27 protein-coding genes are annotated in these 26,400 nt (G+C 69.9%); 16 read left to right on the forward strand and 11 right to left on the reverse strand.

Annotation, left to right across the window (positions count from 1 at the left end; genetic code table 11):
* Positions 1–13: 13 nt before the first annotated feature.
* The 11 genes from AC6LJ5_RS07675 to AC6LJ5_RS07725 all read left to right on the forward strand — a co-directional run bounded on the left by AC6LJ5_RS07675 (position 14) and on the right by AC6LJ5_RS07725 (position 9,140).
* Positions 14–643, forward strand: coding sequence for a cytochrome c3 family protein (locus AC6LJ5_RS07675; RefSeq protein ID WP_103274992.1), 630 nt, complete (start codon positions 14–16; stop codon positions 641–643).
* Positions 630–1,319, forward strand: coding sequence for a heme ABC exporter ATP-binding protein CcmA (ccmA, locus tag AC6LJ5_RS07680; RefSeq protein WP_103274993.1), 690 nt, complete (start codon positions 630–632; stop codon positions 1,317–1,319). The genes AC6LJ5_RS07675 and ccmA overlap by 14 nt, the downstream gene beginning before the upstream one ends.
* Complete coding sequence (ccmB, locus tag AC6LJ5_RS07685; RefSeq protein ID WP_498140195.1) at positions 1,285–1,950, forward strand: heme exporter protein CcmB; 666 nt, start codon at positions 1,285–1,287, stop codon at positions 1,948–1,950. Before ccmA ends, ccmB begins: the two co-directional genes overlap by 35 nt.
* Before the next feature lie 9 nt (positions 1,951–1,959).
* Positions 1,960–2,736 carry a heme ABC transporter permease CcmC gene (gene ccmC / locus AC6LJ5_RS07690; protein ID WP_498140185.1) on the forward strand — a complete coding sequence of 259 codons (777 nt, stop codon included), beginning with the start codon at positions 1,960–1,962 and terminating at the stop codon, positions 2,734–2,736.
* Positions 2,733–2,885, forward strand: coding sequence for a heme exporter protein CcmD (gene ccmD / locus AC6LJ5_RS07695; RefSeq protein ID WP_103274996.1), 153 nt, complete (start codon positions 2,733–2,735; stop codon positions 2,883–2,885). Before ccmC ends, ccmD begins: the two co-directional genes overlap by 4 nt.
* On the forward strand, positions 2,882–3,343 hold the full coding sequence (gene ccmE / locus AC6LJ5_RS07700) for a cytochrome c maturation protein CcmE (RefSeq protein ID WP_103274997.1): 462 nt from the start codon (positions 2,882–2,884) through the stop codon (positions 3,341–3,343). The genes ccmD and ccmE overlap by 4 nt, the downstream gene beginning before the upstream one ends.
* Positions 3,340–5,334 (forward strand): heme lyase CcmF/NrfE family subunit, encoded by a 1,995-nt coding sequence (locus tag AC6LJ5_RS07705; protein WP_103274998.1) that lies wholly within the window; start codon positions 3,340–3,342, stop codon positions 5,332–5,334. The genes ccmE and AC6LJ5_RS07705 overlap by 4 nt, the downstream gene beginning before the upstream one ends.
* A complete protein-coding gene (locus tag AC6LJ5_RS07710) occupies positions 5,331–5,852 on the forward strand; it encodes a DsbE family thiol:disulfide interchange protein (RefSeq protein WP_498140196.1) in 522 nt (173 codons plus the stop codon). The genes AC6LJ5_RS07705 and AC6LJ5_RS07710 overlap by 4 nt, the downstream gene beginning before the upstream one ends.
* Positions 5,849–6,301 carry a cytochrome c-type biogenesis protein gene (locus AC6LJ5_RS07715; protein WP_103274999.1) on the forward strand — a complete coding sequence of 151 codons (453 nt, stop codon included), beginning with the start codon at positions 5,849–5,851 and terminating at the stop codon, positions 6,299–6,301. Before AC6LJ5_RS07710 ends, AC6LJ5_RS07715 begins: the two co-directional genes overlap by 4 nt.
* A complete protein-coding gene (gene ccmI / locus AC6LJ5_RS07720) occupies positions 6,298–7,575 on the forward strand; it encodes a c-type cytochrome biogenesis protein CcmI (RefSeq protein WP_498140186.1) in 1,278 nt (425 codons plus the stop codon). The genes AC6LJ5_RS07715 and ccmI overlap by 4 nt, the downstream gene beginning before the upstream one ends.
* A 155-nt stretch (positions 7,576–7,730) precedes the next feature.
* Positions 7,731–9,140 (forward strand): hypothetical protein, encoded by a 1,410-nt coding sequence (locus AC6LJ5_RS07725; RefSeq protein ID WP_498140187.1) that lies wholly within the window; start codon positions 7,731–7,733, stop codon positions 9,138–9,140.
* A 28-nt stretch (positions 9,141–9,168) separates the two neighbouring features.
* Here the strand turns inward: AC6LJ5_RS07725 and AC6LJ5_RS07730 are convergent, their stop codons facing one another.
* Complete coding sequence (locus AC6LJ5_RS07730) at positions 9,169–10,266, reverse strand: DNA glycosylase AlkZ-like family protein (RefSeq protein WP_498140197.1); 1,098 nt, start codon at positions 10,264–10,266, stop codon at positions 9,169–9,171.
* The gene (locus tag AC6LJ5_RS07735; RefSeq protein WP_103275002.1) at positions 10,263–11,009 is read right to left on the reverse strand and encodes an SDR family oxidoreductase; all 747 of its coding nucleotides are present in this window, start codon (positions 11,007–11,009) and stop codon (positions 10,263–10,265) included. Before AC6LJ5_RS07735 ends, AC6LJ5_RS07730 begins: the two co-directional genes overlap by 4 nt.
* 94 nt (positions 11,010–11,103) lie before the next feature.
* Here AC6LJ5_RS07735 and AC6LJ5_RS07740 point away from each other — a divergent pair, with 94 nt between their 5' ends.
* The gene (locus tag AC6LJ5_RS07740; protein ID WP_103275003.1) at positions 11,104–11,598 is read left to right on the forward strand and encodes a DUF2938 family protein; all 495 of its coding nucleotides are present in this window, start codon (positions 11,104–11,106) and stop codon (positions 11,596–11,598) included.
* Here the strand turns inward: AC6LJ5_RS07740 and AC6LJ5_RS07745 are convergent.
* Complete coding sequence (locus AC6LJ5_RS07745; RefSeq protein ID WP_103275004.1) at positions 11,595–12,029, reverse strand: helix-turn-helix domain-containing protein; 435 nt, start codon at positions 12,027–12,029, stop codon at positions 11,595–11,597. The two genes, AC6LJ5_RS07740 and AC6LJ5_RS07745, sit on opposite strands and share 4 nt — an antisense overlap.
* 80 nt (positions 12,030–12,109) lie before the next feature.
* Between AC6LJ5_RS07745 and AC6LJ5_RS07750 the strand changes: the two genes are divergently transcribed.
* On the forward strand, positions 12,110–13,336 hold the full coding sequence (locus AC6LJ5_RS07750; protein WP_498140188.1) for an MFS transporter: 1,227 nt from the start codon (positions 12,110–12,112) through the stop codon (positions 13,334–13,336).
* A 99-nt stretch (positions 13,337–13,435) separates the two neighbouring features.
* Here the strand turns inward: AC6LJ5_RS07750 and AC6LJ5_RS07755 are convergent, their stop codons facing one another.
* Complete coding sequence (locus AC6LJ5_RS07755) at positions 13,436–13,915, reverse strand: DMT family transporter (RefSeq protein WP_498140189.1); 480 nt, start codon at positions 13,913–13,915, stop codon at positions 13,436–13,438.
* A gap of 129 nt (positions 13,916–14,044) precedes the next feature.
* Here AC6LJ5_RS07755 and AC6LJ5_RS07760 point away from each other — a divergent pair, with 129 nt between their 5' ends.
* The gene (locus AC6LJ5_RS07760) at positions 14,045–14,941 is read left to right on the forward strand and encodes a LysR family transcriptional regulator (protein ID WP_498140190.1); all 897 of its coding nucleotides are present in this window, start codon (positions 14,045–14,047) and stop codon (positions 14,939–14,941) included.
* A gap of 110 nt (positions 14,942–15,051) precedes the next feature.
* Here the strand turns inward: AC6LJ5_RS07760 and AC6LJ5_RS07765 are convergent, their stop codons facing one another.
* The 4 genes from AC6LJ5_RS07765 to AC6LJ5_RS07780 all read right to left on the reverse strand — a co-directional run bounded on the left by AC6LJ5_RS07765 (position 15,052) and on the right by AC6LJ5_RS07780 (position 20,991).
* The gene (locus AC6LJ5_RS07765; RefSeq protein WP_498140198.1) at positions 15,052–18,243 is read right to left on the reverse strand and encodes a tetrathionate reductase subunit A; all 3,192 of its coding nucleotides are present in this window, start codon (positions 18,241–18,243) and stop codon (positions 15,052–15,054) included.
* 76 nt (positions 18,244–18,319) lie between these two features.
* The gene (nrfD, locus tag AC6LJ5_RS07770; protein WP_103275007.1) at positions 18,320–19,354 is read right to left on the reverse strand and encodes an NrfD/PsrC family molybdoenzyme membrane anchor subunit; all 1,035 of its coding nucleotides are present in this window, start codon (positions 19,352–19,354) and stop codon (positions 18,320–18,322) included.
* 18 nt (positions 19,355–19,372) lie between these two features.
* Positions 19,373–20,143, reverse strand: coding sequence for a sulfate reduction electron transfer complex DsrMKJOP subunit DsrO (dsrO, locus tag AC6LJ5_RS07775; RefSeq protein WP_392409431.1), 771 nt, complete (start codon positions 20,141–20,143; stop codon positions 19,373–19,375).
* Between the two features lie 242 nt (positions 20,144–20,385).
* Entirely contained in the window at positions 20,386–20,991 is a 606-nt protein-coding gene (locus AC6LJ5_RS07780; RefSeq protein WP_103275009.1) for a DNA-deoxyinosine glycosylase, read from the reverse strand.
* Between the two features lie 195 nt (positions 20,992–21,186).
* On the opposite strand from AC6LJ5_RS07780, the gene AC6LJ5_RS07785 reads away from it, so the two are divergent.
* Positions 21,187–22,026 (forward strand): pirin family protein, encoded by an 840-nt coding sequence (locus tag AC6LJ5_RS07785; protein ID WP_498140191.1) that lies wholly within the window; start codon positions 21,187–21,189, stop codon positions 22,024–22,026.
* Between the two features lie 150 nt (positions 22,027–22,176).
* Here AC6LJ5_RS07785 and greB read toward each other — a convergent pair whose 3' ends face one another.
* From greB to AC6LJ5_RS07800, 3 genes are all read right to left on the reverse strand, one after another.
* Complete coding sequence (gene greB, locus AC6LJ5_RS07790; RefSeq protein ID WP_103275011.1) at positions 22,177–22,731, reverse strand: transcription elongation factor GreB; 555 nt, start codon at positions 22,729–22,731, stop codon at positions 22,177–22,179.
* Between the two features lie 64 nt (positions 22,732–22,795).
* Entirely contained in the window at positions 22,796–23,641 is an 846-nt protein-coding gene (locus tag AC6LJ5_RS07795) for a 3',5'-nucleoside bisphosphate phosphatase (RefSeq protein ID WP_103275012.1), read from the reverse strand.
* A gap of 102 nt (positions 23,642–23,743) precedes the next feature.
* Entirely contained in the window at positions 23,744–24,679 is a 936-nt protein-coding gene (locus AC6LJ5_RS07800; RefSeq protein WP_498140192.1) for an alpha/beta fold hydrolase, read from the reverse strand.
* 264 nt (positions 24,680–24,943) lie between these two features.
* Here AC6LJ5_RS07800 and cfa point away from each other — a divergent pair, with 264 nt between their 5' ends.
* The gene (gene cfa, locus AC6LJ5_RS07805) at positions 24,944–26,143 is read left to right on the forward strand and encodes a cyclopropane fatty acyl phospholipid synthase (RefSeq protein ID WP_103275014.1); all 1,200 of its coding nucleotides are present in this window, start codon (positions 24,944–24,946) and stop codon (positions 26,141–26,143) included.
* Positions 26,144–26,400 lie beyond the last annotated feature (257 nt).

Consider the following 26,400-nt stretch of genomic DNA (forward strand, 5'->3'; position numbering starts at 1 on the left):
ACGGGAGGCCCGCATGGTCGCACTCATCAAGCGCTACTGGAACATCATCCGCCGCCCCAGCGTGCATTTCAGCCTGGGCTTCCTGACGGTGGGCGGATTCATCGCCGGCATCCTGTTCTGGGGCGCCTTCAACACCGCCATGGAGCTGACCAACACCGAAAAGTTCTGCACCGGCTGCCATGAGATGCGCGACAACGTGTACGCCGAGCTTAAGGGCACCATCCACTTCACCAACCGCTCCGGCGTGCGCGCACTGTGCTCCGACTGCCACGTGCCGCACAACTGGACCGACAAGATCGCGCGCAAGATGCAGGCATCCAAGGAAGTCTGGGGCAAGATCTTCGGCACCATCAGCACCCGCGAGAAATTCGTCGACAAGCGGCTGGAACTGGCGCGCCACGAATGGGCGCGCTTCAAGGCCAACGATTCGCTGGAATGCCGCAATTGCCACAACTATGAATACATGGACTTCACCCGCCAGAGCGTGCGGGCGCAGAACATGCACTCGACCTACCTGGCCGACAAGAGCAAGACCTGCATCGACTGCCACAAGGGCATCGCGCACCAGTTGCCGAACATCCCGCCGGGCGAGTTCTCGTCGGCGCCCGCGACGGGCAAGGAAAGCGCAAGTGCGGCCCGCTGACGCGCCGCCGCCCCTGCTGGCCGCGCACGGCATGATCTGCCCCCGGGGCGGGCCGGCCGGGTTCGGTCCCGTGGACCTGGAACTGCACGCGGGCCGCCTGCTGCACCTGCGCGGCGCCAACGGCAGCGGCAAGACCAGCCTGCTGCGCATGCTGGCCGGACTGCTGCGCCCCCTTGCGGGCGAACTGCTGTGGCGGGCCGCGCCCGTCCGGCGCGACCCCGCCGCCTACTTCGCCGGCATGGCCTACCTGGGCCACGGCAACGGCCTGAACGGCGCCCTGAGCGCGCGCGAGCACCTGCGCTGCGCCCTGGCGCTGGCCGGCACGCCGCGCGCCGAGGCCGACATCGGCGCCGCGCTGGCCCGCTGGCGGCTGGATGGCTGCGCCGACGCATCCGCCGCCCGCCTGTCGCAGGGCCAGGGCCGGCGGTTGGCGCTGGCCGCCGTGGCGCTGGGCGGCAAGCCGCTATGGCTGCTGGACGAACCCGACGCCGGCCTGGACGCCGCCAGCCTGGACCTGCTGCGCGAGGCGCTGCGCGTCCATCTCGCGGCCGGCGGCGGCGCCGTGGTCGCCTCGCACCGCCAGACCGCCGAACTCGTGCAGGCCGGCATCGCATCAACCCTGGACATGGATGGCTACGCGCATGCTGGCGACGTTGCGGCTGTTGGGACAACGTGACCTGAAACTGGCCTGGCGGCGCCCGGCCGACACGCTGGGCGCCACGCTGTTCTTCATCGTGGCCGGCACGCTGTTCCCGCTGGCCGTCGGCCCCGACCCCGAGCTGCTGCGCGCGATCGGCCCTGGCGTGCTCTGGGTCTGCGCCCTGCTGGGCCTGCTGCTGGGCCTGCAGCGCCCGTTCGGTCAGGACCTGGACAGCGGCGCGCTGGACCAGCTGCTGCTGTCGCCGCATCCGCTGCCGCTGCTGGTGGCCGTGAAGCTGGCGGCGCACTGGCTGTCGGCCTGCCTGCCCCTGGTCCTGGCGGGCCCGGCGCTGGCGCTGCAGTTCGGCCTCGCGCCCGAGGCCATCGGCATGCTGGCGCTGTCGCTGCTGCTGGGCACCCCCACGCTGGCGCTGGTGGGCGGCCTGGGCGCGGCGCTGACGCTGGGCCTGCGCGGCGGCGCGCTGCTGCCGCTGCTGGTGCTGCCGCTGTGCGTGCCAGTCCTGATCTTCGGCAGCGGCGCCGTCGCGGCCACGCAGGCGGGCCTGCCGGCCGGGCCGCAGCTGTCGCTGCTCGGCGCCTGCCTGTGCCTGGCCGCGCTGCTCTGCCCCTGGGCCACATCGGCCGCCTTGCGTGTCGCGCTGGATTGAGGAATGCCCATGCCTGAACAGCCCGTCCTCGCCCCCGCCACGCCGCCCGCGCCGTCCGGCGCCGGCGGCTGGCTGCGCTATGCCTCGCCGGCGCGCTTCCATCCCCTGGCCGGCCGCCTGATTCCGCTGCTGGCGCTGGCCGCCTGCGCCTGCGGCGGCCTGGGGCTGTATGCCGGACTGGCGCTCGCGCCGGTCGACGCGCAGCAGGGCGAGGTCTACCGCATCCTGTTCATCCATGTGCCGGCGGCCTGGATGTCCATGTTCCTCTATCTGCTCATGGCCCTGTACGCGGCGCTGGGGCTGATCTACCGCACCCGCCTGTCGTTCATGATGATGCGCGCGCTGGCCCCCACCGGCGCGCTGTTCACCTTCCTGACCCTGTGGACCGGCGCGTTGTGGGGCAAGCCGACCTGGGGCGCCTGGTGGGTCTGGGACGCCCGGCTGACCTCCGAGCTGCTGCTGCTGTTCCTGTACCTGGGCTTCATGGCGCTGCAGGCCGCCACGGACGACGAACGCCGCGCCGACCACGGCGGCGCCATCCTGGCGCTGGCCGGCGCGGTCAACGTGCCCGTCATCTATTTCTCGGTGCGCTGGTGGAACACGCTGCACCAGGGCGCCAGCATCACCTTCACCAGCGCCCCCAGCATGGCCGACCCCATGCTCGGCGCCATGCTGCTGATGGTGGCCGCGTTCTGGCTGTACGGCGCGGCAGTGGTGCTGGCGCGCGTGCGCGGCATCATCGCCGAACGCGAGCCGGCCGCCCTGCTTGCGGGGGCCCGGCGATGAGCCTGGACACGCTGTTCTCGCTATCCGGACACGGCCCCTATCTGCTGGGCGCCTACGGGGTGACGCTGGCCGCGCTGGCATTGGAGGCGCTGCTGCTGTGGCGTCGCGCCCGCAAGCGCCGGCAAGGCCCCGGCGCGGACCTGCCATGAAGCCGGCCATCTCCCCGCGCCGGCGCCGCGCCCTGTTCCTGGCGGGCGGACTCGCCCTGCTGGCGCTGGCCGCCGCGCTGGTCATCAATGCGCTGCGATCGAACCTGGTGTTCTTCTTCAGCCCCACCCAGGTGGCGGCGCGCGAGGCGCCCCGCCATGGCAGCTTCCGCGTCGGCGGGCTGGTCGAGCCCGGCTCGCTGCGCCGCGACGCCGACGGCCTGACGCTGCGCTTCCGCGTGACCGACACCGCGCACGCCGTGCCCGTGGTCTATCGCGGGCTGGTGCCCGACCTGTTCCGCGAAGGCAAGGGCGTGGTCGCCGCCGGCAAGCTGGGCGAGGATGGCGTGTTCCGCGCCACCGAGGTGCTGGCCAAGCACGACGAGAACTACATGCCGCCCCAGGCCGCCGACGCCCTGCAGCGCGCGGCCGCCGCGCCCCGGCGGGAGGCGGCCCGATGATTCCCGAGATCGGCCTGTTCAGCCTGATCCTGGCGCTGCTGGCCGCGCTGGCGCTGGGCATCCTGCCGCTGGCCGGCGCCGCGCTGGACTGGCAGCCGGGACTGCGCGTGGCCCGGCCGGCGGCCTTCGCCCTGTTCGGCCTGACCACCGTCGCCTTCGCCTGCCTGTCGCTCTCTTTCGCCCGCAACGATTTCTCCGTGCTGTACGTGGCGGCCAATTCGCACGCCGACCTGCCGCTGGCCTACCGCTACGCAGCGGTCTGGGGCGGCCACGAAGGCTCGCTGCTGCTGTGGCTGTACCTGCTCACCGCCTGGACGCTGGCGGTGGCGCTGTTCAGCCGGCGCCTGCCGCCGGCCTTCGCCGGCCGCGCGCTGGCGGTGATGGGCTGGATCGGCGTGGGCTTCCTGCTGTTCCTGCTGTTCCTGTCCAACCCCTTCGAACGGCTGATGCCGGCCGCCATGCAGGGCCGCGATCTGAATCCGCTGCTGCAGGACCCGGGCATGATCCTGCATCCGCCCATGCTCTACATGGGCTATGTGGGCTTCTCGGTGGCCTTTGCCTTCGCCATCGCCGCGCTGCTGTCCGGCGAGCTGGACGCCATGTGGGCGCGCTGGGTGCGTCCCTGGACGCTGGCGGCCTGGACGTTCCTCACGCTGGGCATTCTGCTGGGCAGCGCCTGGGCCTACTATGTGCTGGGCTGGGGCGGCTGGTGGTTCTGGGATCCGGTCGAGAACGCCTCGTTCATGCCCTGGCTGGCAGGCACCGCGCTGATCCACTCGCTCATCGTCACCGAGAAGCGCGGCGCGTTCCGCAGCTGGACCGTGCTGCTGGCCATCGGCGCCTTCTCGCTCAGCATCCTGGGGACCTTCCTGGTCCGTTCCGGCGTGTTGACGTCGGTGCACGCCTTCGCCGTGGATCCGGGACGCGGACTGTACATACTCGGCTTCATGACGCTGATCGTCGGCGGCTCGCTGACCCTGTACGCCTGGCGCGCGCCCAAGGTCGGGCTGGGCGGCGGCTTCGGCCTGCTGTCGCGCGAATCGCTGCTGCTGGGCAACAACGTGGCGCTGGCGGTGGCGGCGGCCTCGGTCCTGCTGGGCACGCTGTACCCGGTGGTCCTGGACGTGCTGGATTGGGGCAAGATCTCCATCGGCCCGCCCTACTTCGAAGCGGTGTTCGTGCCGCTGATGGCGCCGGCCATCTTCCTCATGGGCGTGGGTCCGGTGGCGCGCTGGAAGCGCGCCGAAGCGCCGGACCTGGCCCGCCGGCTGCGGCTGGCCTTCGGCGTCAGCGTCGCCGCCGCCGTGCTGGCGCCGCTGGCCATGCCCGGGCCGGCGCGGCTGGGCTCGCCCCTGGTCGTGCTGGGCCTGTGGCTGGCGGGCTGGTCCGTGGCCAGCGCCTGCGCGCACGCCTGGCAGCGGCTGAACGACGGCGATGGGGCCTGGACTCGCCGGTTGCCGCGCCAGCCGCGCGCCTGGTACGGCATGCTGCTGGCCCATGCCGGCATGGGCGTCTTCATCGCCGGCGTCACGCTGGCCAACGGCTACGAGGTCAAGCGCGAGCTGCGCATGGCGCCCGGCGCGGTCGAGGAAGCCGGCGGCTACCGCTACGCCTTCGTCGGCCTGGAGCCGGCCGCCGGCCCGAACTACACGGCGCAGCGCGCGCGCTTCGACGTCTCGCGCGACGGCCGGACCGTGGCCGTGCTATATCCGGAAAAGCGCCTGTACACAGCCCAGGACATGCCGCTGTCGCAGGCCGCCATCGACAGCGGTTTCAGCCGCGACCTGTTCGTGGCGCTGGGAGAGCCGGCCGGCGGCGACGCCTGGACGGTGCGCCTGCAGACCAAGCCCTTCATGGCCTGGATCTGGGCCGGCTGCCTGCTGATGGCGCTGGGCGGCGCGCTGGCCGCCAGCGACAAGCGCTATCGCGAAGCGCGCGCGGCCCGGCGCGACGCCGCACCGGCGCTGACGACCCGCCGGGGAGAGATCTGATGCGCTACGTGCTGCCGCTGGCCGCCTTCCTGGCCATGGCCCTGTTCCTGGCGCTGGGCCTGTCGCGCGATCCGCGCGCCCTGCCCTCAGTCAAGGTCGACAAGCCGGCGCCGGCCATCGGCCTGCCGGTGCTCGGTCAGCCCGGCCAGCGGCTGGACGTGGACGCGCTGCGCGGCCAGGTCTGGCTGCTCAACGTCTGGGCCTCCTGGTGCGGACCGTGCCGGGACGAACTGCCGGTGCTGCGCGACGCCAGCCAGCGCCACGCCATTCCGCTATACGGCCTGAACTACAAGGACAAGCCCGAGGACGCGCTGGCGTGGCTGGCTCGCAACGGCGACCCCTATGCCGCGTCCGCCAGCGATCCGAACGGGCGCGTGGGCATGGACTATGGCGTCTACGGCGTGCCCGAGACCTTCATCATCGACCGCGACGGCCGGGTCCGCTACCGCCAGCTCGGGCTGATCACGCCCGCCATCTGGCGCGACCAGCTGCTGCCCCTGATCGAGTCGCTGCGATGACGCGCGCGCTGCTGCTCCTGATGCTGGCCCTGCATGCCGCCGCGCCCGCCCTGGCCGGCGAGACCACCGTCCCGCTTGCGCCCGCGCTGGCCGAACGCGCCGACCGGCTCGCGCACGGCCTGCGCTGCCTGGTCTGCCAGAACCAGAGCCTGGCCGAATCCAACGCCCCGCTGGCCGAGGACATGCGCGCGCTGATCCGCAAGCAGCTCGCCGAGGGCAGATCCGATCGCGAAGTCATGCGCTTCTTCGAGGACCGCTACGGCGATTTCGTGCGCTACGACCCGCCGTTCAAACCCGCGACCTGGCTGCTGTGGCTGGGACCCTTCGCGCTGCTGGCGGCGGGCGCGGCGGTCCTGTGGCGCGCCATCCGGCGCCGCCAGGACCCGCGCGCCCCGCTCACCGAGCAGGAACGCGCCCGCGCGACGCGCTTCCTGGACACCGAACCATGACCGCGCTCTGGCTCACCTTCCTGTTCCTGCTGCTGGCCGCGCTGCTTTGCCTGGTGGCGCCGCTGCTGCGCAAGACCGCCGCTGCCGCGACGGGCGCCGCCGAGGATGGCCTGCGCGACTTCTACCTGGCGCGGCGCGAGCAATTGCGGCTGGACGCGGCCGGCGGCGCGCCGGACCTGGCGGCCGAGGAAGAGCTGCAACGCGAACTGCTGCACGACCTGGCGCTGCGCCGCTCGGCGCGGCCGGCCCTGGGACGTCCCGGCGGACAGCGCGCCGCCCTGGCCACGGCCTGCCTGCTGAGCGTGACCGTGCCGCTGGCCGCGGCGGCCCTGTACGGCAAGCTGGGCAATCCGCGCGCGGCGGCCAGCGCCGCCCAGGTCGCCGCGCCGCAGCCGCACGAGGCCGACGCCGGCGACGACATGGCTCTGGCGGTCAATGCGCTGGCGCGGCGGCTGCGCGCCGCGCCTGGCGACGCCGATGGCTGGTACATGCTGGCCAGGTCCTATGAAACGCTGGGCCGCTACGGCGACGCCGTGGCCGCATACCGGGAAGTGCTGCGCCTGTACCCCGGCCAGCCCTCGGTGCTGGCGGACATGGCCGATGCCCTGCTGTCCGCCAACCAGGGCACGCCCGACGCCGCGTCGATTGCCGCCGTCGCCCAGGCGCTGGCGGCGGAGCCGGATCATCCCAAAGCGCTGGCCCTGGCCGGCATGATGGCCTTGCGGCGCGGCGACGCGGCCGAGGCGCTGGGATACTGGGAGCGCCTGCGCCCGCTGTTGCCGCCGGATTCCGAGGCCGCGCGCCAGATCGAGAGCAATATCGCGCAGGCTCGGAGCCTGGCCGCAACGGCCGGTCCGGCGCGCTCCACGATGGCCGCGCCAGCGTCGGCATCGGGCCCGACGCCAGGGCCGGCGTCCGCCAGCGCGCCGGAGCGTATCAGCGGACAGGCCCGCATCGCCGACGCGCTGCGCGCGCGGGTCCAGCCCGGGGACACGGTATTCATCCTGGCGCGCGCCATGGACGGACCACGCATGCCGCTGGCGGTCCTGCGCCTGCGCGTCTCGGACCTGCCGCGCGCCTTCTCGCTCGACGACAGCCTCGCCATGTCGCCCGCCGCCCGGCTGTCGGCGGCCGGCGGCAAGGTCCGCGTGGAGATCCGCGTCAGCCGCGACGGCCTGGCCGCCGCGCAGCCGGGCGACGTGGCCGGCGCGCTGTCCGACGTGGCGCCCGGCAGCGCCGGCCTGGACCTGGTGGCCGACACCATCGCGCCCTAGCGCCTGTCGCCGTACTGCCGGCGCCATGCAGGCAAGGGCAATTGCCCGCTTCGAAGGAACCGCAAGGCCCGGCGACGTCACACAAGGCTGGACGGCGCCCAATTCCGGCTTGCCGCGAACACTCGAACGCGCCATCGCGCGCATGGAGAACGGGCATGACCCTGACGGCCGACGCGTCTGCCTTGAGCTACTGGTACACGCTCGCCCGCGCCTGCGACGAGGGCAATGGCGCGAAGCACATCGGCATTGGCGCGAACGGCCTGCCATGCCTGGCCCCCAGCCCGCCCCCCAGGGTGGACAAGCATGCCAATGCGGGTGCCGTGACGCCATATCAGCAGTTCCTGACGCTGATCACGGGCGCTTCGCACGGCGTGGCCAGACTGATGTTGGAACGCGACATCGACCCGGAAGAAAAGCTGGCGCCCAGCCTGCGCCTGTCCACGGTGAAAACCTGCCTGCAGCATGCGGGATTCTGGGAGGGTCATCGGCTGCCAGACGACTGGCCGGCGCTGCCGGACTCGCTGCAGGGCGCGCGCGTGTTGCCGGATCGCGAGTCGAATCTTCCCCAGGCCTTCGATCAGATCCAGGCAGCGGTGCAAAAGAGAATCTCCGAAGCCTATGCGCGGTTGCCCGCCGGCGCCGGCACGCCGGCGAAGCTGGCGGCGATCATGCAGCTGCTCTGCGACGCCAGCGCATTGCGCGAGAGGCTCGGCAAGGAATATGTCGATGCGATCCGCAACCTGCTGAGCCTGGAGGCCGCACAGCTACGCTTTGCCTCGGCCCTGCGCGACAGCGGATTTCCCTGCTTCGCGCAGATGCGCAATCCGTTGCGCGACGGCTACCGCCTGTTGATGGACGGCGACGATGCCGACTTCTGCAATCCCGCTCTGTACGAAGATGAGAGAGGCTACATGGCCTCGATGATGACCGCATTCACCAATATGCTGGGCGTGGTCAGGGAAAATCGACGGCTGGATGGCGCTCTCTTCGAGCAATACCACCGTTGGGCGGTGGAAGGCGTGAAGCACGACAATGGAACGGACCTTCCCCGGAACTATCGCGACAACGCATGGGTCACGTATGGCGCGGACTTCGGTGATGGCGATCTTGGCGTGAACCGCAAGCTCGAGTGGTTTGAGCGTCGGGAAAAATACTCGCCCCGTCAGCTATGGAGCGAGCTGAAAGGCGCCGGCGGCCATATGCGCGTGCACGCGTTCCCTCGGTCAGAGGAGCAGTGCCGCGCGAAGGCCGACCAGATCATCAACGCGCACTACAAACGGATGGCGCAGTTGCGAGACACGCCGGGCCACGAACGCGAGACCCTCGTGCTGGCGTCGATCGCCGAATGCTGCCAGACCCTGGAGCAACACCACCTGTTCCCGGATGGGAATATACGCACCATTGCATTCCTGGTCCTGAATCACATGCTGCTCGAAGAGAACATGCTGCCCGTGACGCCGCATGATCCCAACCGGCTCGACGATCGCACCGGCACGGAAATGGTCGAGCTGATCCGGCAGTGGCAGAACCGCTTCAAGGCATTGCAGGCGAGCGACGCGCAGTGACCGGCTCCCCCATCATGGCCCGGCGGCATCAGCGCGCCGCGAGAAACTGCCCCATGCGCTGCAATTCCTCGTCCAACGCGCCCCGGAAGGCCGCGCCCCCGGGCGCCGCGCCGGCCACGTAGCCGAACGCCGGCTCCACGCGGCCGTCGCGCGCCGGCAGATTGGCCCAGCCGATCACCCGGCCCTGCCAGAGCATCGGCAGCGCGTAGTAACCGAACTGGCGCCGGGCCGGCGGCGTGTAGGCCTCGAACTTGTACGTCCAGTCCCAGAACAGCGTGAAACGACGCCGGTCCCAGACCACGGGATCGAAGGGAGCCAGGAGCCGCAGCCGCTCGTCGAACGCGTAGCGGCGCGAGCGCGGGTTCTCGTCGGCGGGCCAGTACCAGACGGTGCCGTCGATGCGGCAGCTCGCCAGCTGTTCGCGCGCGCGCCGCAACGCCGCCTGGATCGGCGCCGCCATGTGCGGCGCGCCATAGCCGAGCAGGCGCGCCAGATAAGTCAGGCTGGCCGCCGGCAAGGGCGCGTACTTGCGCACGACCAGATCGATCAGGGCCTGCGCGCGCCGGGCGCTGGCGGCCGGGCCGCCCTCGGCCGGCGGATGCGCCACCGCCTCGTAGACGCGCGTGCCGCTATCGCGCCGCTTCACCCGCAACAAGCCGCGATAGTGCATGTCGTCGAGCAGCTGCGTGCTGGCGTTGCTCGAGCCGCCCCAGTAGTTCTTCACGCGCCCATGCGCGAAGTGCTGATCGACCTCGCGCGGATGCACCGCGCCGCGCGCCCGCACGAAGTCCAGAACGTCGGCCGCCTTGCGCCGCGTCTCGGCGCTCCAGGCCTTGCGCGCCTGGCGCGGATGCATCAGGGCCAGGTGCTCGCGCGGCAGAAAACCGTAGTTGACCAGGCAGTCCTCATCGATCGCCAGGCGCGCGTAGCGGCTTTCCAGATCGCCGGCGCGGTAGTCCTTGACGCGGTGGCGCAGCGTCAGGTCCTGCGCCCGCGCCGGGGCGCGGATCGGATCGGCCTGCACGAAGCCCAGGCGGCGGATCGCCGCCGGCAGCGTGGTCGGGGTGAACAGGCTGCGGGCGACGGCGTAGCGGCGCAGGTCTTCGAGGCTGGGGTCCATGGTCAGATTCCGCCGCTCACGTCGAGGATGGCGCCGTTGGCGTAGGTCGCTTCGTCCGAGCAGAGCCACAGCACCGCGGCGGCGATTTCCTCGACGCGTCCGCCCCGACCCATCGGCACGCGCGCGGCCACGCGGTCGACGCGGTCCGGCTCGCCGCCGCTGGCGTGGATCTCCGTGTATATGGACCCGGGGCGCACGGCGTTGACGCGTATGCCCTCGGCGCCAACCTCCTTGGCCAACCCGATGGTCATGGTGTCGAGCGCGCCCTTGGACGCCGCATAGTCCACGTATTCACCAGGAGAACCCAGGCGCGCGGCGGCCGAGGACACATTGACGATGACGCCGCCCGCGCCGCCGTGCCGCTTGGACATCCGGCGCACCGCCTCGCGGGCGCACAGGAAGGGGCCGACCACATTGGCCTGCATGATGCGCTGCAGCCGCGCGGCGTCCATCTGCTCCACCCGCATCTGGGTCTCCAGGATGCCGGCGTTGTTCACCAGCGCGGCGACCGGTCCCAGCTCGCGGTCCGTGGCGCTGAACAGGGCCAGGATGCCGGCTTCGGTCGACACATCCGCGCCCACGGCGACGGCGGTGCCGCCCTGCCCACGGATCGCGTCGACCACCGCCTGCGCGCGATCGGCGCGCGACTTGTAGTTCACGCACACGGCGTAACCACGCGTGGCCGCGAGCGCGGCGACGGCGGCGCCGATGCCCCGGCTGGCGCCGGTCACGATCATGACTTGCTTCATTGCTGTGTTTCCTGCCCGTGGGAATGAGTAGGGATGGAAGAACCGTGCAGGGTTGATAATAGCCATCCATTCAAGCAGCGGAAAGAAAAGCCATATGGGCAGCATGATCATTGCGGGCGTTCTTATCGGCCTGATCGCCACGGCCCTGTCGGATCTTTGGGCAGTGTTCCTCGAAAAGGCATTCAAGGTGCCGAACTACGGCTTCGACGTCGTCGGCCGCTGGATCGGCCACATGGCGCGCGGGCAGTTCCTGCACAAGCCGATCTTCGCCTCGCAGCCGATTCCCGGCGAGAAGATCATCGGCTGGATCGCGCACTACGCGCTGGGCGCAGCATTCGGCTTCCTGCCGATCCTGCTCGGCGGCGGCGCGGGCTGGATTGCCAATCCGACATGGCTGGCCGCGATCGGAGCGGGCCTGCTCACGCTCGCAGTGCCCTTCTTCATCGTGGTTCCCGCGTTCGGCATGGGCGTGCTCTGTGCGCGCGCGCCGGATCCCTGGGCGGCGCGCCGCCAGGGCGTAATCGCGCATCTGTACTACGGCGTCGCGCTGTACATCGCCGCGGTACTCGTGGCGATGTTGATGCGCTAGGAAATTCTCGACGTGAACGCGCCCTGGGCCGCCGCCCTGGCGTGCCTGGATCTGCCCGCGGCGGCCTTGAGCAGGCGCTGAAATGTCGGGCATTGCGCGTGGTTGGCGGCCGGACATTCGGCGGCATGACGCAGCCCCTGGCTCATCGCGCGCAGGCGCTTGATGGTCGCGTCGATCTGGTCCGCCTTGGCCAGCAACACCTGTCTGTCCACCCGAGGACTCCCGTCGACTGGCAGCATGGCGCTGATCTCGTCCAGCGACAGCCCTCCGGCCTGCCCCAGCGCAATCAAGGCCAGCTGATCCAGCACGTCGGGCGCGAAACGCCGTCGCTCGCCCGCCTGGCTGACCGCCGTGATCAGGCCTTTCTTCTCGTAGAACCGCAAGGTGGAGGCGGGCAGGCCCGTGCGCCGGGCAACGTCCGAGATATCCATGAGGCGTCGCTTGACTTGAAGTTGACTTCAACTTCTATCATGCCTGCGCATTCGGATCTCCGCAATCGAAAGGAAGGGAAATGATATCGACGGACGCAACGGCAAGGCAGGCCCGGACAGGGACCGGCGCGGCGCGGGCCATCCCGCTATCGGTCCATCTGCTTGCCCTCAGCCTGTTTGCAATGGGCAGCGCCGAGTTTCTGATGGGAGGCATACTCCCGATGATCGCGGCCGATCTGCGCATCACGCTGCCGGCCGCGGGCGCATTGATCTCAGCGTTCGCGGTGGGCGCGCTGATTGGCGGGCCTGCATTTGCCATTCTGGCGCTGCGCTGGCCCGGCCGCCGCGCCCTGTTCCTCAGCCAGATGGCCTTCATGGCCGCAACGGTAGTCAGCCTGCTTGCGCAAGGCTATTGGTCCATCCTGACCGCGCGTTTCGCGATGGGCCTGGCCTATGCCTGCTTCTGGGCGGTCGCGGCGGCAATGGCCGTGCAGCTCTCGCCGCCCGATCGGCGCGCCAAGGCGCTTGCCATCGTCGTAAGCGGCTTGACCGCCGCGATGGTCATCGGCGGACCCGTCGGCACATTCATCAGCGATGCGGCCGGCTGGCGCGGCGGCTTCTGGGCGGTGGTGGCGGTGACGGCGATATCCGCGATGGCCGGCCTGGCGGCGCTGCCGGCAAAGACGCCCGGCCAGGCTGCCGTGCCGGACCTGGGCACGGAACTGCGTGCCATGAAGCGTCCCGCTCTTTGGGTGGCCTATGCCACGACCATGGTCACCACGGCGGCCTACATGGGAACGTTCGGCTACCTGGGCGCCCTGCTGCTGGACGTGAGCGGTGTCGCCGCCGCCTGGCTGCCCGCCGTGCTGACCCTGTTCGGCGTCGGCGCCTTCGTCGGGCTGACGATTGGAGGCCGAACCGCCGATCACCACCCGTTCCGCACGCTCGTCACGGGAACCGTCGGCCTGATCCTCGCGTCCGCTGCCATGGCGCTGTTTGCCTCGCATCGGGAAACCGCCATCGCACTGGTATTCCTGCTCGGCCTGGCGGGCTTCCTGCTGAACCCGGCGGTCTGGGTTCGCATCTACACCTTGGCGCCAGATGCGCCGATGCTCGCGGGAGCCACGAACTCATCCGCCTTTCAGGCCGGCCTGACGCTTGCGCCCCTGCTCGCGGGCCTGCCGCTCAGCCTGGGCCACGGCTTGCCCTCGGTGGGCTGGATCGGCGTGGCGCTGGGCGTGGCCGCGCTTGGCTTGGCAGTCCTGGACAGACGGTTGAGCGGCCAGGGAACTCGCAACAGGTCGTGATAGATCTGTCCGAGAGTCGCCGAACGACGCGTTGCATCGGGAAATCGGTCCAGGCATGCGACAGGCCGGGAAACAAGCGCGACCTGCCTGATACGGTTCTCAGCGCTGTTCCACCGGAACTGAACCCGCAATCGGCGGCGGGGCGGCAACGCTGTGCGCCTGCACGATGCCCGCCCCGACCAGGATCAACCCCACGCCCACCAGACGCCCCAGCGCGATGGGCTTGGGCGCCAATCCCATCAGACCGAAATGGTCGATCACCAGCGACGCCAGCATCTGCCCCGCCATCACGCTGACGATGAAGCTGGCCGCGCCCAGCTTGGGCGTCAATACCAGCGCCGCCGTCAGATAGGCCACGCCGGCGACGCCGCCCAGCCAGAGCCAGGCCGGCCCCTGGACCGCCGCGCCGACCGTGGGCGCCGGCACGCGCATGACGAACAGCAGCGGCAGGACCACCACGATGCTGACGAGCAGCGACGTGAGTGTGGCCCATAGCGGATGACCCAGCATGCGTCCCAGCGCGGCGTTGCTGCCGCCCTGGAAGGGCACGGCGGCGCCGGCCAGCAAGACAACGGCCATGGATAAAAGACTGGAAAGAGACAAGGACCCATTCATGGCAGGCTCTCCAATGAAATCAGCAAGGACTTCATCGTGATTCATTCGCATGCAGAATGGAAATTCTAATTCCGCACATATATTATTCGTGGAATGGATGATCTTCGCCGCATCGACCTCAACCTGCTGTTGACGCTCCAGGCGCTCCTGGCGGAAAAACACGTCACCCGCGCCGCATTGCGCCTGTACAAAAGCCAGCCGGCGGTGAGCCACGCGCTGGCGCAGCTGCGCGACATCTTCCAGGATCCCCTGCTGATCCGCCAGGGCGGCGGCATGGCCCTGACACCACGCGCGCGGGAACTGCAGCAACCGCTGGAAGCGGCGCTCGGGCAACTCAACGCGCTGTTGCACAAGGGCGAATTCGACGCCTCGCGAGCCGTGCGCCGCTTTCGCGTGGCGCTGTCCGACTATGCGGCCCACCTGCTGCTGCCGCCGCTGCTGCGGCAACTGCGCGCCCAGGCGCCGGGGATAGACATGGCCATCAGCCAGGCCAGCCGCGAGGCCATGCTGGCGCAACTGGCCGACGGGGAAATCGACCTGGCGCTCGGCGTCTTTCCAGACGCGCCCGGCGACATCAAGCGCGAGACGCTGTTCGAGGAACACTTCGTCAGCGTTGCCGACCGGCGATCGCTGCCCCCCAGGGGCGACCTGCCGTTGCCGCAATGGCTGGAGCGCCCCCACGTATTGGTCGCGATGCGGCCCGACGCCGAAAACGAGATCGACGCCGCGCTGAAGGCTCAGGGCCTGCGCCGGCATGTCGCCCTGACGCTGCCGCACTGGAGCGCGTCGACGGAAGTGCTGGCCGGCACCGACCTGATCCTGACGGTTGCCAGCAGGGCCCTGGCGAACGTCGCCTCAGGCAAGGCCTTGAGACAGTTCAAGCCGCCCTTCGACCTGCCGTCATTCTCATTCCAGCAGGCATGGCACGGCAGGCGCGATTCCGATCCAGCGCTTTGCTGGCTGAGAAGCGTCGTGATCAGCTGCTGTTAGCGCGGATTGGCGCGGGCCAGCGCCGCCAGGAAACCAGGCGCGAACGAAAACAGGCGCCGCCCACGCGGGCGGCGCCTGTACTCACCTCACGGACGAACCGACGGATCCGTCTAGACGCGCTCGATCCTGGCCGGCAAACCCTGCCGCACCGCCGCGCCCGACACCCAGTCGATCCACACGTTGGCATGCGCCCCGCGCGTGGGATCGCCGAAGCCCAGGTCGTTCAGGTTCACCCCGGCGGCCAGCGCCGGGTTGTGCGGCATGGCCTTGCCGTCGACCACGTGCGCGCGCGCGCCCAGCTCGGTATGCCCGTAGCCGTGCTCGATGCCCACCGCGCCCGGCTGGATGCCGTCGCGCAGCAGCGCCAGCCCGATCACCGACCCGCCCGGCGTGACGATGCGGACCTTGTCACCGTTGCGCAGCCCCAGCCGCTCGCCATCCTGGCGGTTGATCGACACGGGGTTGTGCGGGTGCACCTGGCGCAGCCGGTCCACGCCGATCGAGATCGAGCTCATCAGGTTGGACTTGAAGGAGCTGAGCAGGAAGGGCCAGTCCTGGCGCGGATATTCGGCGCGCACGTCGCGGCCGTCGGCCAGGCGCGCCGGATACCAGGTCGGGCAGCCGCTGTAGCGCTCGCCGGTCATGGCATGGCGAAAGCCCGCCAGCTCCTCGCTCCAGACCTGCAGCGGCTTGGCCCAGGCCTGGCGCGTCTGCCCGGCCTCGGTCCAGGCGTCCTGCATGCGGTCGAAGCGCCCGCCCCGGCTCATCAGCATCGCCACCTGGCGCCACTCGCCCGGCTTGAGCTTGGCCTGCAGCAGCGCGGCGTAGCGGTCCACGCCGGTCAGCGCCATGTCGTCGTCGCTGGCCTCTGGCACGGGCTTGCCGGCGGCGTAGGCGATGTTGGCCATGCCGCGCAGGAAGAAGTCCTCGGGTGTGTCCAGCGCGTACTTGGCGCCGTCCTTATCCGTGATGGCGCCGGCGCCGAAGCCCGGCATGCCCAGGCGCTTGGCGCAGGCGATCAGGAAGGTTTCCAGGCACACCGGCTCGTCCGTGGCGGTGCGTGCCACGCGCGGCTGCACGGCGGGCCAGCGCACGGTGGAGGCCTTGGCGATCACGTCCGCCCAGGGCGCGGACATGCCCCAGCTTTCATAGGTCACGGTGTCCGGCACGATGTAGTCGGCCAGCGCGCTGGTCTCGTTGATGAACGGATTGATCGAGACGGCCAGCGGCAGCGCGCGCGGATCCTTGAGCTTGTCGGCCAGGGCCTGGCGAAAGCCCGCGATGCCGTAGACCGGATTGCTCATGTGGTTGAACCAGACCTTGGCGCGATACGGGTAGCCCGCCAGCGCCGAGGCCAGCATTTCCGAGCTGAGTCCGCCGGTGGCCGGATACCAGGGCGCGGCGGCCGGATAGGCCGGCTGGCCCGCCGCCTTCTTGCGCTTGAATTCGCTCGACTTCTCGTAGGGAAAGCGATTGCGCGACAGGCCCACGCCCTTGGGCGTGGCGCGGTTGGCGAAGCCGGCGATGTTGTAGCGCGGGCCCGCGCCATAGGGCGGAAACGGACCGGCGTCCAGCACCAGCCCGCCCTCCACGTTCAGGTTGCCGACCAGCGTGTTCAGCATGGCGATGGCATAGGCGGTGTAGAAGCCCGCGCCGCTCATCGTGCCGCCGTGGGCATCGGCCACGGCGCGCTTGCCGTGGCTGGTGAAGCGCCGGGCCAGTTCGGCGATCTTGTCCGCCGGCACGCCGCAGAGCGCGGCGTACTCATCCAGCGTCTTGCGGCGCGCTTCCTCGCGCAGCAGCCACAGGGCGCTGCGCACGGCCAGCGCGCCGGGCGCGCCGTCCAGGCCGGGCGTCGCCACGGCGTCCTCGACGTACAGCTGCGCCTCGGCCGCGACGGTGTGCGGCGCCAGCGTGCCGTCGGCCAGGCGCACCACGTACACGTCTTCCCATTTCTCGTCGGCGTCGGCCGGCTTGGCCCAGCCCAGGTCGGCGCCGCGCAGGAAGCTGCCCATGCGCGGATGACCGGGTTCGGCCACCACCAGATGGGTGGCGTTGGTCCAGGCCGCCTCGCCGGCCGCCTTCATGGCCTGCGGGCCGGGCTGGGCCAGCGCGCGCGCGTCGTGGCGCTCGTTATCCAGGATCCAACGGATCAGGCCCATCGCCAGCGCCAGGTCGCTGGCCGGGTTGACCGGCACCCATTCATTGCCCGAACCGGCCGACAGGCTGGACGAGGCCGGCAGCACGGGCGACACCACCACATACTGGAAGCCCTCTTCCTGCGGCCGCGTGCGCGCCTCGGCCAGCTGCCGCGCCTGGCGCTGGAACGGGTTGCCGGCCTGGGCCGGCGCCGCGCCGATGAACAGGCCGAAGCGCGCGTTGTCCCAATCCGGCTTGCCGTGCGGCATGCCTTTCAGGTCGCCCAGCGCGGCGCCCGCGCCCACGCGGAAGCTCTGTCCGCAGTATGAACCGTGGTTGCCGAAATTGACCGTGCCGAAGGACTGGCCCGCGAAGCGCTGGATCAGCGGCGTGCGGCCCTCGTTCGACGCGTCGGTGAACAGGAACTGGTTGACCTTGGCGCCGTACTCCGGGTTGGCCGGATCCAGCGGCGTCTCGCGGTCGTAGATCGCGCGCAGGCCGTCCACATGGCCCTCGCCGAACAGGTCGCCGCCCTCGCACACTTCCTGCACCAGCTGTTCGAAGGAAATGGTCTGCCACTTGCCGGCGCCGCGCGGACCGACGCGCTTGAGCGGCTGCAGCACGCGATACGGGCTGTGCAGCTGCTCCAGCATGGCCGAGCCGCGCGCACAGGACGTGGCGCGGCCTTCCAGGCCGTTGTCGCCGCCCAGCTGCGCGTAGACTTCACGCACCGGCGTCTCCATGGCGGCCGGGCGCGTGGTGGCCAGCGGATGATACGGATTGCCGGCCACGCGCAGGATGCGGTTTTCCTTGACGTCCACGCGCAGGCGTACGCCGCACTGCGTCCAGCAGCCCAGGCAGCTCGACGGGCTGACCGTCTGTCCCGGCTGGGCGCTCAGCACGCCGGAGACCGGGTCGATGCGGAACTCGGGCGTCAACGAATTGCCTCGCACCGCATGCGCCGTGGGCGCGCCGGCCGTGCCTTGCGCCAGGCCCTTGACGGCCTTGACCACGGTCTCGCCGTAGCCGGCGGCGAACGCGGCCATGCCGCCCGCCACCACGCCGCCGCGCAGCATCAGCTTGCGCCGGGCTTCGTCGCGCGGCTGTTCCGGCGCCGCGTCCTGTCTTGATTCCTGCGCCGATTGCCGCGCGTCCCGCGCCATGCCGGGCGTGCCGGTCTTGTCGTCTTCGTGTTGCTTGTCCATAGCTACTCTTTCCTCAATCCTTGCTGCCGCCGGCTCAGGCCGACACGCCGCGGTCACGGGCCGGGAACAGGTCCAGCGCGTAAGTCACCGCCGCGACCAGCGCCACGCACAGACCCAGCACGCCCGCCATGCCCAGCAGCCCGTCGCTACCCCAGGGCATGTCGTACAGGTACAGGCCGGCGCCATACTTGGGCACGCCCTGCACGCTCATGAACACCACCCAGCGGAAGATCCAGGCCGCCGCCAGCATGGTCAGCGCCAGCGCGCCCGAGGCCAGCGGCGTGGCCAGCGCGCGGGCCGGCTTCTGCAGCAGGCCGACGATGCAGAAGCCCGTGGCGACCGCGCCGGCCAGGCTGATGCGCCAGATCGGGAATTCGCGGAACAGGCGCAGCGCGGCCTCGAACGACGGGTCCACGCCCAGCAGGCCCAGCACGGCCCAGGCCCCCGCGCCCAGCGCCATCAGCACCACCGCGCTCAGGCTGAGCTGGCGCAGCATGTCCACCGGCAGCGCCTTGAGCCCGCCGGGCAGCCAGCGCGCCACCAGGAACATGGCGCCCAGCGCGCCCAGCCAGGCGGTCAGCGCGAAGTTCACCGGCAGGAACACCGTGTGCCACAGCGGCCGCGAGCGCAGCACCATGACCTCGGCGCCGGTGTAGACCAGGATGGACACGGCCGACAGGGCCAGCGCCACGCCCAGCAGGCGCATCAGGCCCGTGCGGCCCCACCACCAGGCCGCGCCGAACAGCACGGCCAGCCCCACGAAGCAGGGCAGCAGCAAGGCGCCCAGCCACATCCACGACCAGGGCGTGGCATGCGCGTAGAAATGCCAGAAGCGGCCCGGCTGGTGCAGGTCGGCCAGCAGCGAGATGGGCGCGGCGATGGCGCTGACCAGCAGCACCGCCACCGCCGACGGCAACAGCCGCCGCGCCGGCGAGCCGGGCTTGCCGAAGGCCGAGAAGGCCGCCGTCAACGCCGTCGTGGCGCTGATGCCGACCAGGAAGAAATACTGCACGGCCCAGGGCAGCCAGGCGGCGTCGTAGACCGGCGTGAGCAATTCAGAAATCTGCATGAAAATCCCCTTCCCGTCTCAATGTCCGCCGGCCAGCCGCACGCCGCCCTGGCCGTCCACCTGATGCACGAACGCGTCGGGCAATCCGATGTAATAGACGTGCGGATCGGTCTTCATCTCGGGCTTGAGCACCTTGATGTCGGCCTTGTTCTCGGCCATCAGGCGCGAGATCGCGCTGTCCGGATCGTTCAGGTCGCCGATGATGCGCGCGCCGCCCACGCAGCTTTCCACGCAGGCCGGCAGCAGGCCGACCTCGAGCCGGTGCTCGCAGAACGTGCACTTGTCGGCGGTCTGGGTCTCGTGGTTGATGAAGCGCGCGTCATACGGACAGGCCTGCACGCAGTAGGCGCAACCCACGCAGCGCTCGTTGTCGACCAGCACGATGCCGTCCTCGCGCTGGAAGGTGGCCTGCACCGGACAGACCGGCACGCAGGGCGGGTTGTCGCAGTGGTTGCACAGGCGCGGCAGCATGACCATGGCGGCCTGGCCCTGGTCGGGCACGACCTCGTACTGCAGCACGGTGGTGCGGAACTGCCCCACTGGCGGCTGGTTCTCCAGCGAACAGCTGACCGTACAGGACTGGCAGCCGATGCACTTGCGCATGTCCACCAGCATGCCGTAGCGCTTGCCAGCCATGCCCGGCCGCCGTGGCGGCTGGCCGTTGATGCCGGGCATGGCCTCGGCGTGTATCGGTATGACGGTGGCCGCGGCCCCCAGCCCGAGCAATCCCTTCAGGAAGCCTCGCTTGCCCGGGAGAGGGGTTTCCGGGGGGCTTGGGGGGGTACGCATATGCTTCTCCGTGCTTTCAGCTAGTTGTTGGAATTAACTTATCACCCGGAGTTATATAGAGCGTTGACCTGGATCAATTAGGGGACGGAATAGTGGGAAAATCGCGGTCCGGCCGCGCCTGGACGCACATGGACGCGCGCGAATGCCCGGCGGCGGGCGACGGATGACGTCTGACGGCCACAGGCGACAGACGGCGGCGGGCGGCGGCATCCGCCGGCCGGAAAGGCAACGGGCGTGGGCGCTCAGCCCTGCCCGGCGGGCAGGCTCAAGCCGGACCGCCAGGCGGCCAGCTTCTGTTCATAGCTGATGGCGGCATGCGCCGGGCTGGTCGACGGCAGGTCCAGGCAGACGAGCGGGTCGGCCAGCGCGGCCGGCAGCGACGGCAGCACCTGGCGCCGGAACAGGCTGGCGGCCTTGCCGCCGTTCAGGCAAACGCGGCGCAGCCGCGGATGCGCGCGCAGGAAGCCGGCGAAGTCGTTGGGCACCGCGTTGCGGATGTCGGCGTCCAGGCTGCCTTCGCGCTCGCACCCTTGCAGCACGTCCCACAAGGCCACGCCGGCCTGCGTCAAGCGCTCCAGCCGCAAGGCATAGTCCAGCGCCGGATCGAAGCCGAGGATCTCGGCCGCGATCGGCCAGAAGGCGTTGCGCGGATGCGCGTAGTAGCGGCCCTGGCGCAGCGAGATGGCGCCGGGCATGGAGCCCAGCACCAGCACCCGGGCCTGCGGCGTCGTCACCGGGGCGAAGCCCTGCAGGACCGGCGCGTCCGCCGGCGCCGCCCCGTCCCGCGCGTGGCGCGCGGCCTGGCTGGCGGGCCGCCCGGCGGCAGGAGCGCTGTCTGTCTTTTTCATGCCGCAAGGATAGCGCGCCGTTCGCGAACGTCGATTGCCGGACGGCGCAAGCCCGATGCGCGATGCCGGCCCGTGATCGTCCGATGGATGGAACGGTGCTTGCCAGCGGCGGCACTACCGCTATGGCCGGGCCGCCCTTATCTTCTTACTCATGACGAACGGCCCCGCAGGGGCCGCGCAACAGGAACTGACGCCATGAAGAAGATCCTCGGCCTGCACGCCAGCCCCCGTCCCCACTGGGTGGGCGACGGCTTTCCGGTGCGCTCGCTGTTCTCGTACAACGACAGGGACAAGGACACCAGCCCCTTCCTGCTGCTGGACTACGCCGGCCCGGCGCATTTCGAGCCGGCCGGGCGTCCGCGCGGCGTGGGCCAGCACCCGCATCGCGGCTTCGAGACCGTGACCATCGTCTACAGCGGCGAGGTCGCGCACCGCGACTCCGCCGGCAATGGCGGCGTCATCGGTCCCGGCGACGTGCAGTGGATGACGGCGGCCTCGGGCATCGTGCACGAGGAATTCCATTCCGACGCGTTCACCCGCCAGGGCGGCGAGCTGGAAATGGTGCAGCTGTGGGTCAACCTGCCCGCCAAGGACAAGATGGGGCCGGCCGGCTACCAGGGCATCCAGGCCGCCGACATCCCGTCCGTGGATCTGCCCGACGGCGCCGGCACGCTGCGCGTGATCGCCGGCAGCTATGCGGGCCACGCGGGGCCGGCGCGCACCCATACGCCGATGGATGTCTGGGACGTGCGGTTGGCGGCCGGCAAGTCGGCGCGCTTTCCGATCGCATCGGGCCGCAACAGCATGCTGGTGGCGCTGCGCGGCACGCTGTTGGTGAACGGCGAGTCGGTGGCGCGCGATGCGCAGCTGACGCTGTTCTCGCGGGACGGCGAGGATATTACGGTCGAAGCCAACAACGACTCCGTCTTCCTGGTGCTGTCGGGCGAGCCGATCGACGAGCCTGTGGTGGGTTACGGCCCGTTCGTGATGAACACGCAGGCGGAAATCGTGCAGGCCTTCGCCGATTTCAGGTAGACGGCCACCCCCGAGGCGCTCACGCGCCTCCCACTCATGGGGGCGCCGCTGCGGACCGGCAAAGCCGGCTCCGCGCGGCCCCGGTCACAGCGCTCTTGCAGTGGTCGGCGATGCCAGACTTGCAGCCTCTCTTGCTGGCGAGGATCCGCATCAACCCGGCGGATACCGTACTTCCAGGATATCCAGTTCCTCGATGCCGCCCGGCGTGCGCAGCACCACGGTGTCGCCTTCCCTGGCCTTGATCAGCGCGCGCGCCACGGGCGAGATCCAGCTGATCTTGCCGGCCAGCGGCTCGGCCTCATCCACCCCGACGATGGTGACGGTGTGGTCCTCGCCGGCCTTGTCCGAGTACAGCACGGTGGCGCCGAAAAAGACCTGGTCGCGGTTGGGCTGGATGGCGGGATCGACCACTTCGGCGATGTCCAGGCGCTTGGTCAGGAAGCGCATGCGGCGGTCGATCTCGCGCAGACGTTTCTTGCCGTAGAGATAATCGCCGTTCTCGGAACGGTCGCCATTGGACGCCGCCCAGGACACCACCTGCACCACCGAGGGCCGCTCCACGTTCATCAGGTGCGCGAGTTCGCCGCGCAGCCGCTCGTAGCCTTCAGGCGTCATGTAATTCTTGGTGCCCGCCGGCAGGGCCTGGGCCTGTGGCAGGTCATCGTCGTCATCGTTGTCGGATTCTTTGACAAAGGCTTTGTTCATGGCGGCGGCGCCGCGTGGGCGCGATCAGGATCAATGGCGTGGCGGAGCGGACGCGGGGCGTCCGCTAGAACCAGTCGTGCCAGACTGGCTTCAGGTCCGGCGGCAGCGCGGGCAGGCGCCCGAGATCCATCCGGCTTTCCGTGGGGCTGTGGAAGTCCGAGCCGCGCGAGGCCAGGAAGCCGTAGCGACGCGCCACGTCGGCGTACTTGCGGGCCTCGTCGGCCGTATGGCTGCCGGTGTTCACTTCGATGCCCTCGCCGCCCAGCTCGATGAACTCATCGAACAGCGCGGCGAACTGCAGCGGCGTGTACTTGTAGCGGCCCGGGTGCGCGATGACGGCGCGCCCGCCGGCGCCGCGTATCCAGCCCACGGCCTCGGCCAGCGTGGCCCATTGCATCGGCACGTGGCCGGCGCAATCGTCGCCCAGATACTTGTTGAAGACGGTCTGCACATCCGGGCAATAGCCGGCCTCGACCAGGTAGCGGGCGAAGTGGGTGCGGCTGATCAGCTCGGGATTGCCGGCGAAGGGCAGCGCGCCCTCGTAGGCGCCGGGCATGCCCATGCCAGCCAGCCGCTCGCCGATGCGCTTGGCGCGCTCGGCGCGGCCGGCGCGGGTCTTGCGCAGACCCTCGGCCAGCGCCACGTTGGACGGGTCGAACCGCAGGCCCACGACATGCACCGTCAGGCCGGCCCAGGTGACAGAGATCTCGACCCCGGTGGCGAAGCGCATGCCCAGTTCCCGGGCGGCCCCGGCGGCCTCGGCCAGTCCGCCGATCTCGTCGTGATCGGTCAGGGCCCAGACATCCACGCCGTTGGCATGCGCCCGCGCCGCCACCTCGCGCGGCGCGAGCGCGCCGTCCGAAACGGTGGAATGGCAATGCAGGTCGATGTTCAGAATGGGCGAGGTCATGGGCCTATTGTAGAGAAGCGGGAAATTGCTGCACAGCGCCGCGACCGCGCCACTGCCCGCCCCACGGGGCCGGCCGGCGTCCCCGTTTCCCCGCCAGCAGCGTCAGTCCAGCAGGAAGGCGGCCACAGGCTCTATCTGCGCGTCCGACATCAGCGTGGGCGCATGGCCCACGCCCGGTATCACGACCGCGCGCGCCCGCGGATTGCGCTGAAGCATTTCGTCCACGGTGACGGTTGTCAGCAAATCGGACTGTTCGCCGCGCACGATCAGCACCGGGCAATCCGTGCCCACATAGCATTGCCACAACAGCTGCTCCCCCGCCGCCAGTTCCTGCGGGGTCTGCGCGGCCAGCGGCTGCGCCAGCGCCAGGTCGTAATGCTTGACCCAGCGCCCGTCCTGCTCGGGATAGACGTAGCGGGCCAGCTCCGCCCATTGCTCGTCGCTGTGCGGCCCGAACGGCAGCGAATCGGCGCGCATCGCCGCGACCGCCTGCTCGAAGGAATCGAACTCGCGCGGCATGCCCACGTACTGGCCGATGCGGGCCAACGCACTCAGCTCCAGCCGGGGGCCGACGTCGTTCAGCACCATGCGGTCGAAATGCAGCCCTTCCTGCGCCGGCGGCATGCCCGGATGCGGTCGCATGGCCGCCGCGGCCCGCGAAAACGCCGCCGAGCCCGACAGCGCCATGCCGATCAAGCCGCCCATCGACGTGCCGACCCACGCCAGCCGCGCCGGCTTCAGGCGCGCGATCAGCGTGACCATGTCCGCCGCGTACTGCGGCACGGTGTAGAACGCGGGATTGGCCAGCCAGTCGGAACGGCCGCGTCCGACCACGTCGGGGCAGACCACGCGATAACGCCCGGCCAGCCGTCGCGCCAGCGCGTCGAAATCGCGGCCGGTGCGCGTCAGGCCGTGCACGCAGACCAATACCTGGTCGTTGGCCGGATCGCCCCATTCCCAGTAGGCCATGCGGTGCAGGCCGGCCGGACTGGCGCAGGTGACATATTCCAGGCGGGGTTCCAGGCTGGCTTGCCGCATCGAGACGCTCCAAATCGCGAAGATGGCCGGTATCTTATCGGATGCGCCGCAGGCGCGCGCGGCCCGCCCGCCCCTTTTTCCCGACGCGGCGTCAGGGACTTTCAGATTCCTGTGAGGCTTGTGTTGCAGGATATAGTGGTTAAGATTGGTTCAGCCTATCGCCGCCATTCAATCATTGCATTGGATGCGCGCGCGCTTTGGGGCCAAAGTAGCCAGCTTCACGCCTTGCCAGATCAGTCATCCCCGAATTGATATGGAGTCCACATGGAGCAAAGCAGTCCCTCCTCCGTCGATCACGATCGTCATGCTTCCCCGCCGGGAGCCGCCCAGCATGCCTCCCCGCCTCCCGAACCGCCCCGCGTGCTGCAGGACCTGCTGGCCCGCGCCGACGTGCAGCTCAACGGCTCGCGTCCCTGGGACATCCAGGTACATGACAAGCACATGTACGAACGCGTCTTCACCAGTTGGTCGCTGGGCCTGGGCGAGTCCTACATGGACGGCGAGTGGGACTGCGACGCGCTTGACGAGCTGTTCACCCGCCTCCTGCGCGCCGACCTGGGATCGGCCGCCATGGGTATCGCGCGCGTCAAGCTGATCGCCGAGCATCTGCGCCACAAGCTGTTCAACCTGCAGTCCAAGAGTCGCGCCTTCGAAGTCGGCGAGCAGCACTACGACGCCGGCAACGACGTGTTCGAAGCCATGCTCGACAGCCGCATGATCTATTCCTGCGCCTATTGGGAAAACGCCGCGACGCTGGAAGAAGCCCAGTACGCCAAGCTCGACATGATCTGCCGCAAGCTGCGTCTCAAGCCCGGCGAGACGCTGCTGGACATCGGCTGCGGCTGGGGCGGGCTGGCCAAGTTCGCCGCCGAGAACTACGGCGTGAAAGTCACCGGCGTGACCGTATCCAAGGAACAGCTGGCGCTGGCGCAGCAGCGCGTGCAGGGCCTGCCGGTGGAACTGCTGCTGCAGGACTACCGCGACCTGCAGGGCAGCTTCGACAAGGTCGTCTCGGTAGGCATGTTCGAGCACGTGGGTCCGAAGAACTACGACACCTACTTCACCAACGTGCAGCGGCTGATGGCCCCCGAAGGCATCTTCCTGCTGCACACCATCGGCATCGCCGCCACCAGCCAGAGCACCGATCCCTGGATCGACCGCTACGTGTTCCCCAACGGCAAGCTGCCCTCGGCGGTGGAAATATCCACCGCCGTCGAAGGCCGCTTCATCATCGAGGACTGGCACAACTTCGGCGCCGACTACGATCGCACGCTGATGGCCTGGTGGGACCGGTTCCAGCGCGCCTGGCCGCAGCTGGAGGCACGCTACGGCAAGCGCTTCTACCGCATGTGGCAGTACTACCTGATGTGCTGCGCCGGCTTCTTCCGCTCGCGCGAAGGCCAGCTCTGGCAGGTGATCCTGACCCATCCGCAACGCGGCGACACCTATCGTTCGCTGCGCTAGAGGGGGGAAGGCCCACCCCCGAGCGCTACGCGCTCCCCTAGGCGGGCCCCCCTCAAGGGGGCGCCACTGCGGACCGGAGCATAGAGCCCACCCCGGAAGCGCTACGCGCTTCTTCCCTCAAGGGCGCCACTGCGGACCGGCAAAGCCGGCTCCGCGTGGCCCCGGTCGGGGAGGACTTGCCGAATTGGGGCGGGTCCGCCAGTGCAGCGGGTCAGTGCAGCGGATGTAAGGCCCGCAGTTCCCTGTCGTTCAGATGC

The sequence above is a fragment of the Achromobacter sp. 1011791174 genome (genome assembly GCF_059760925.1).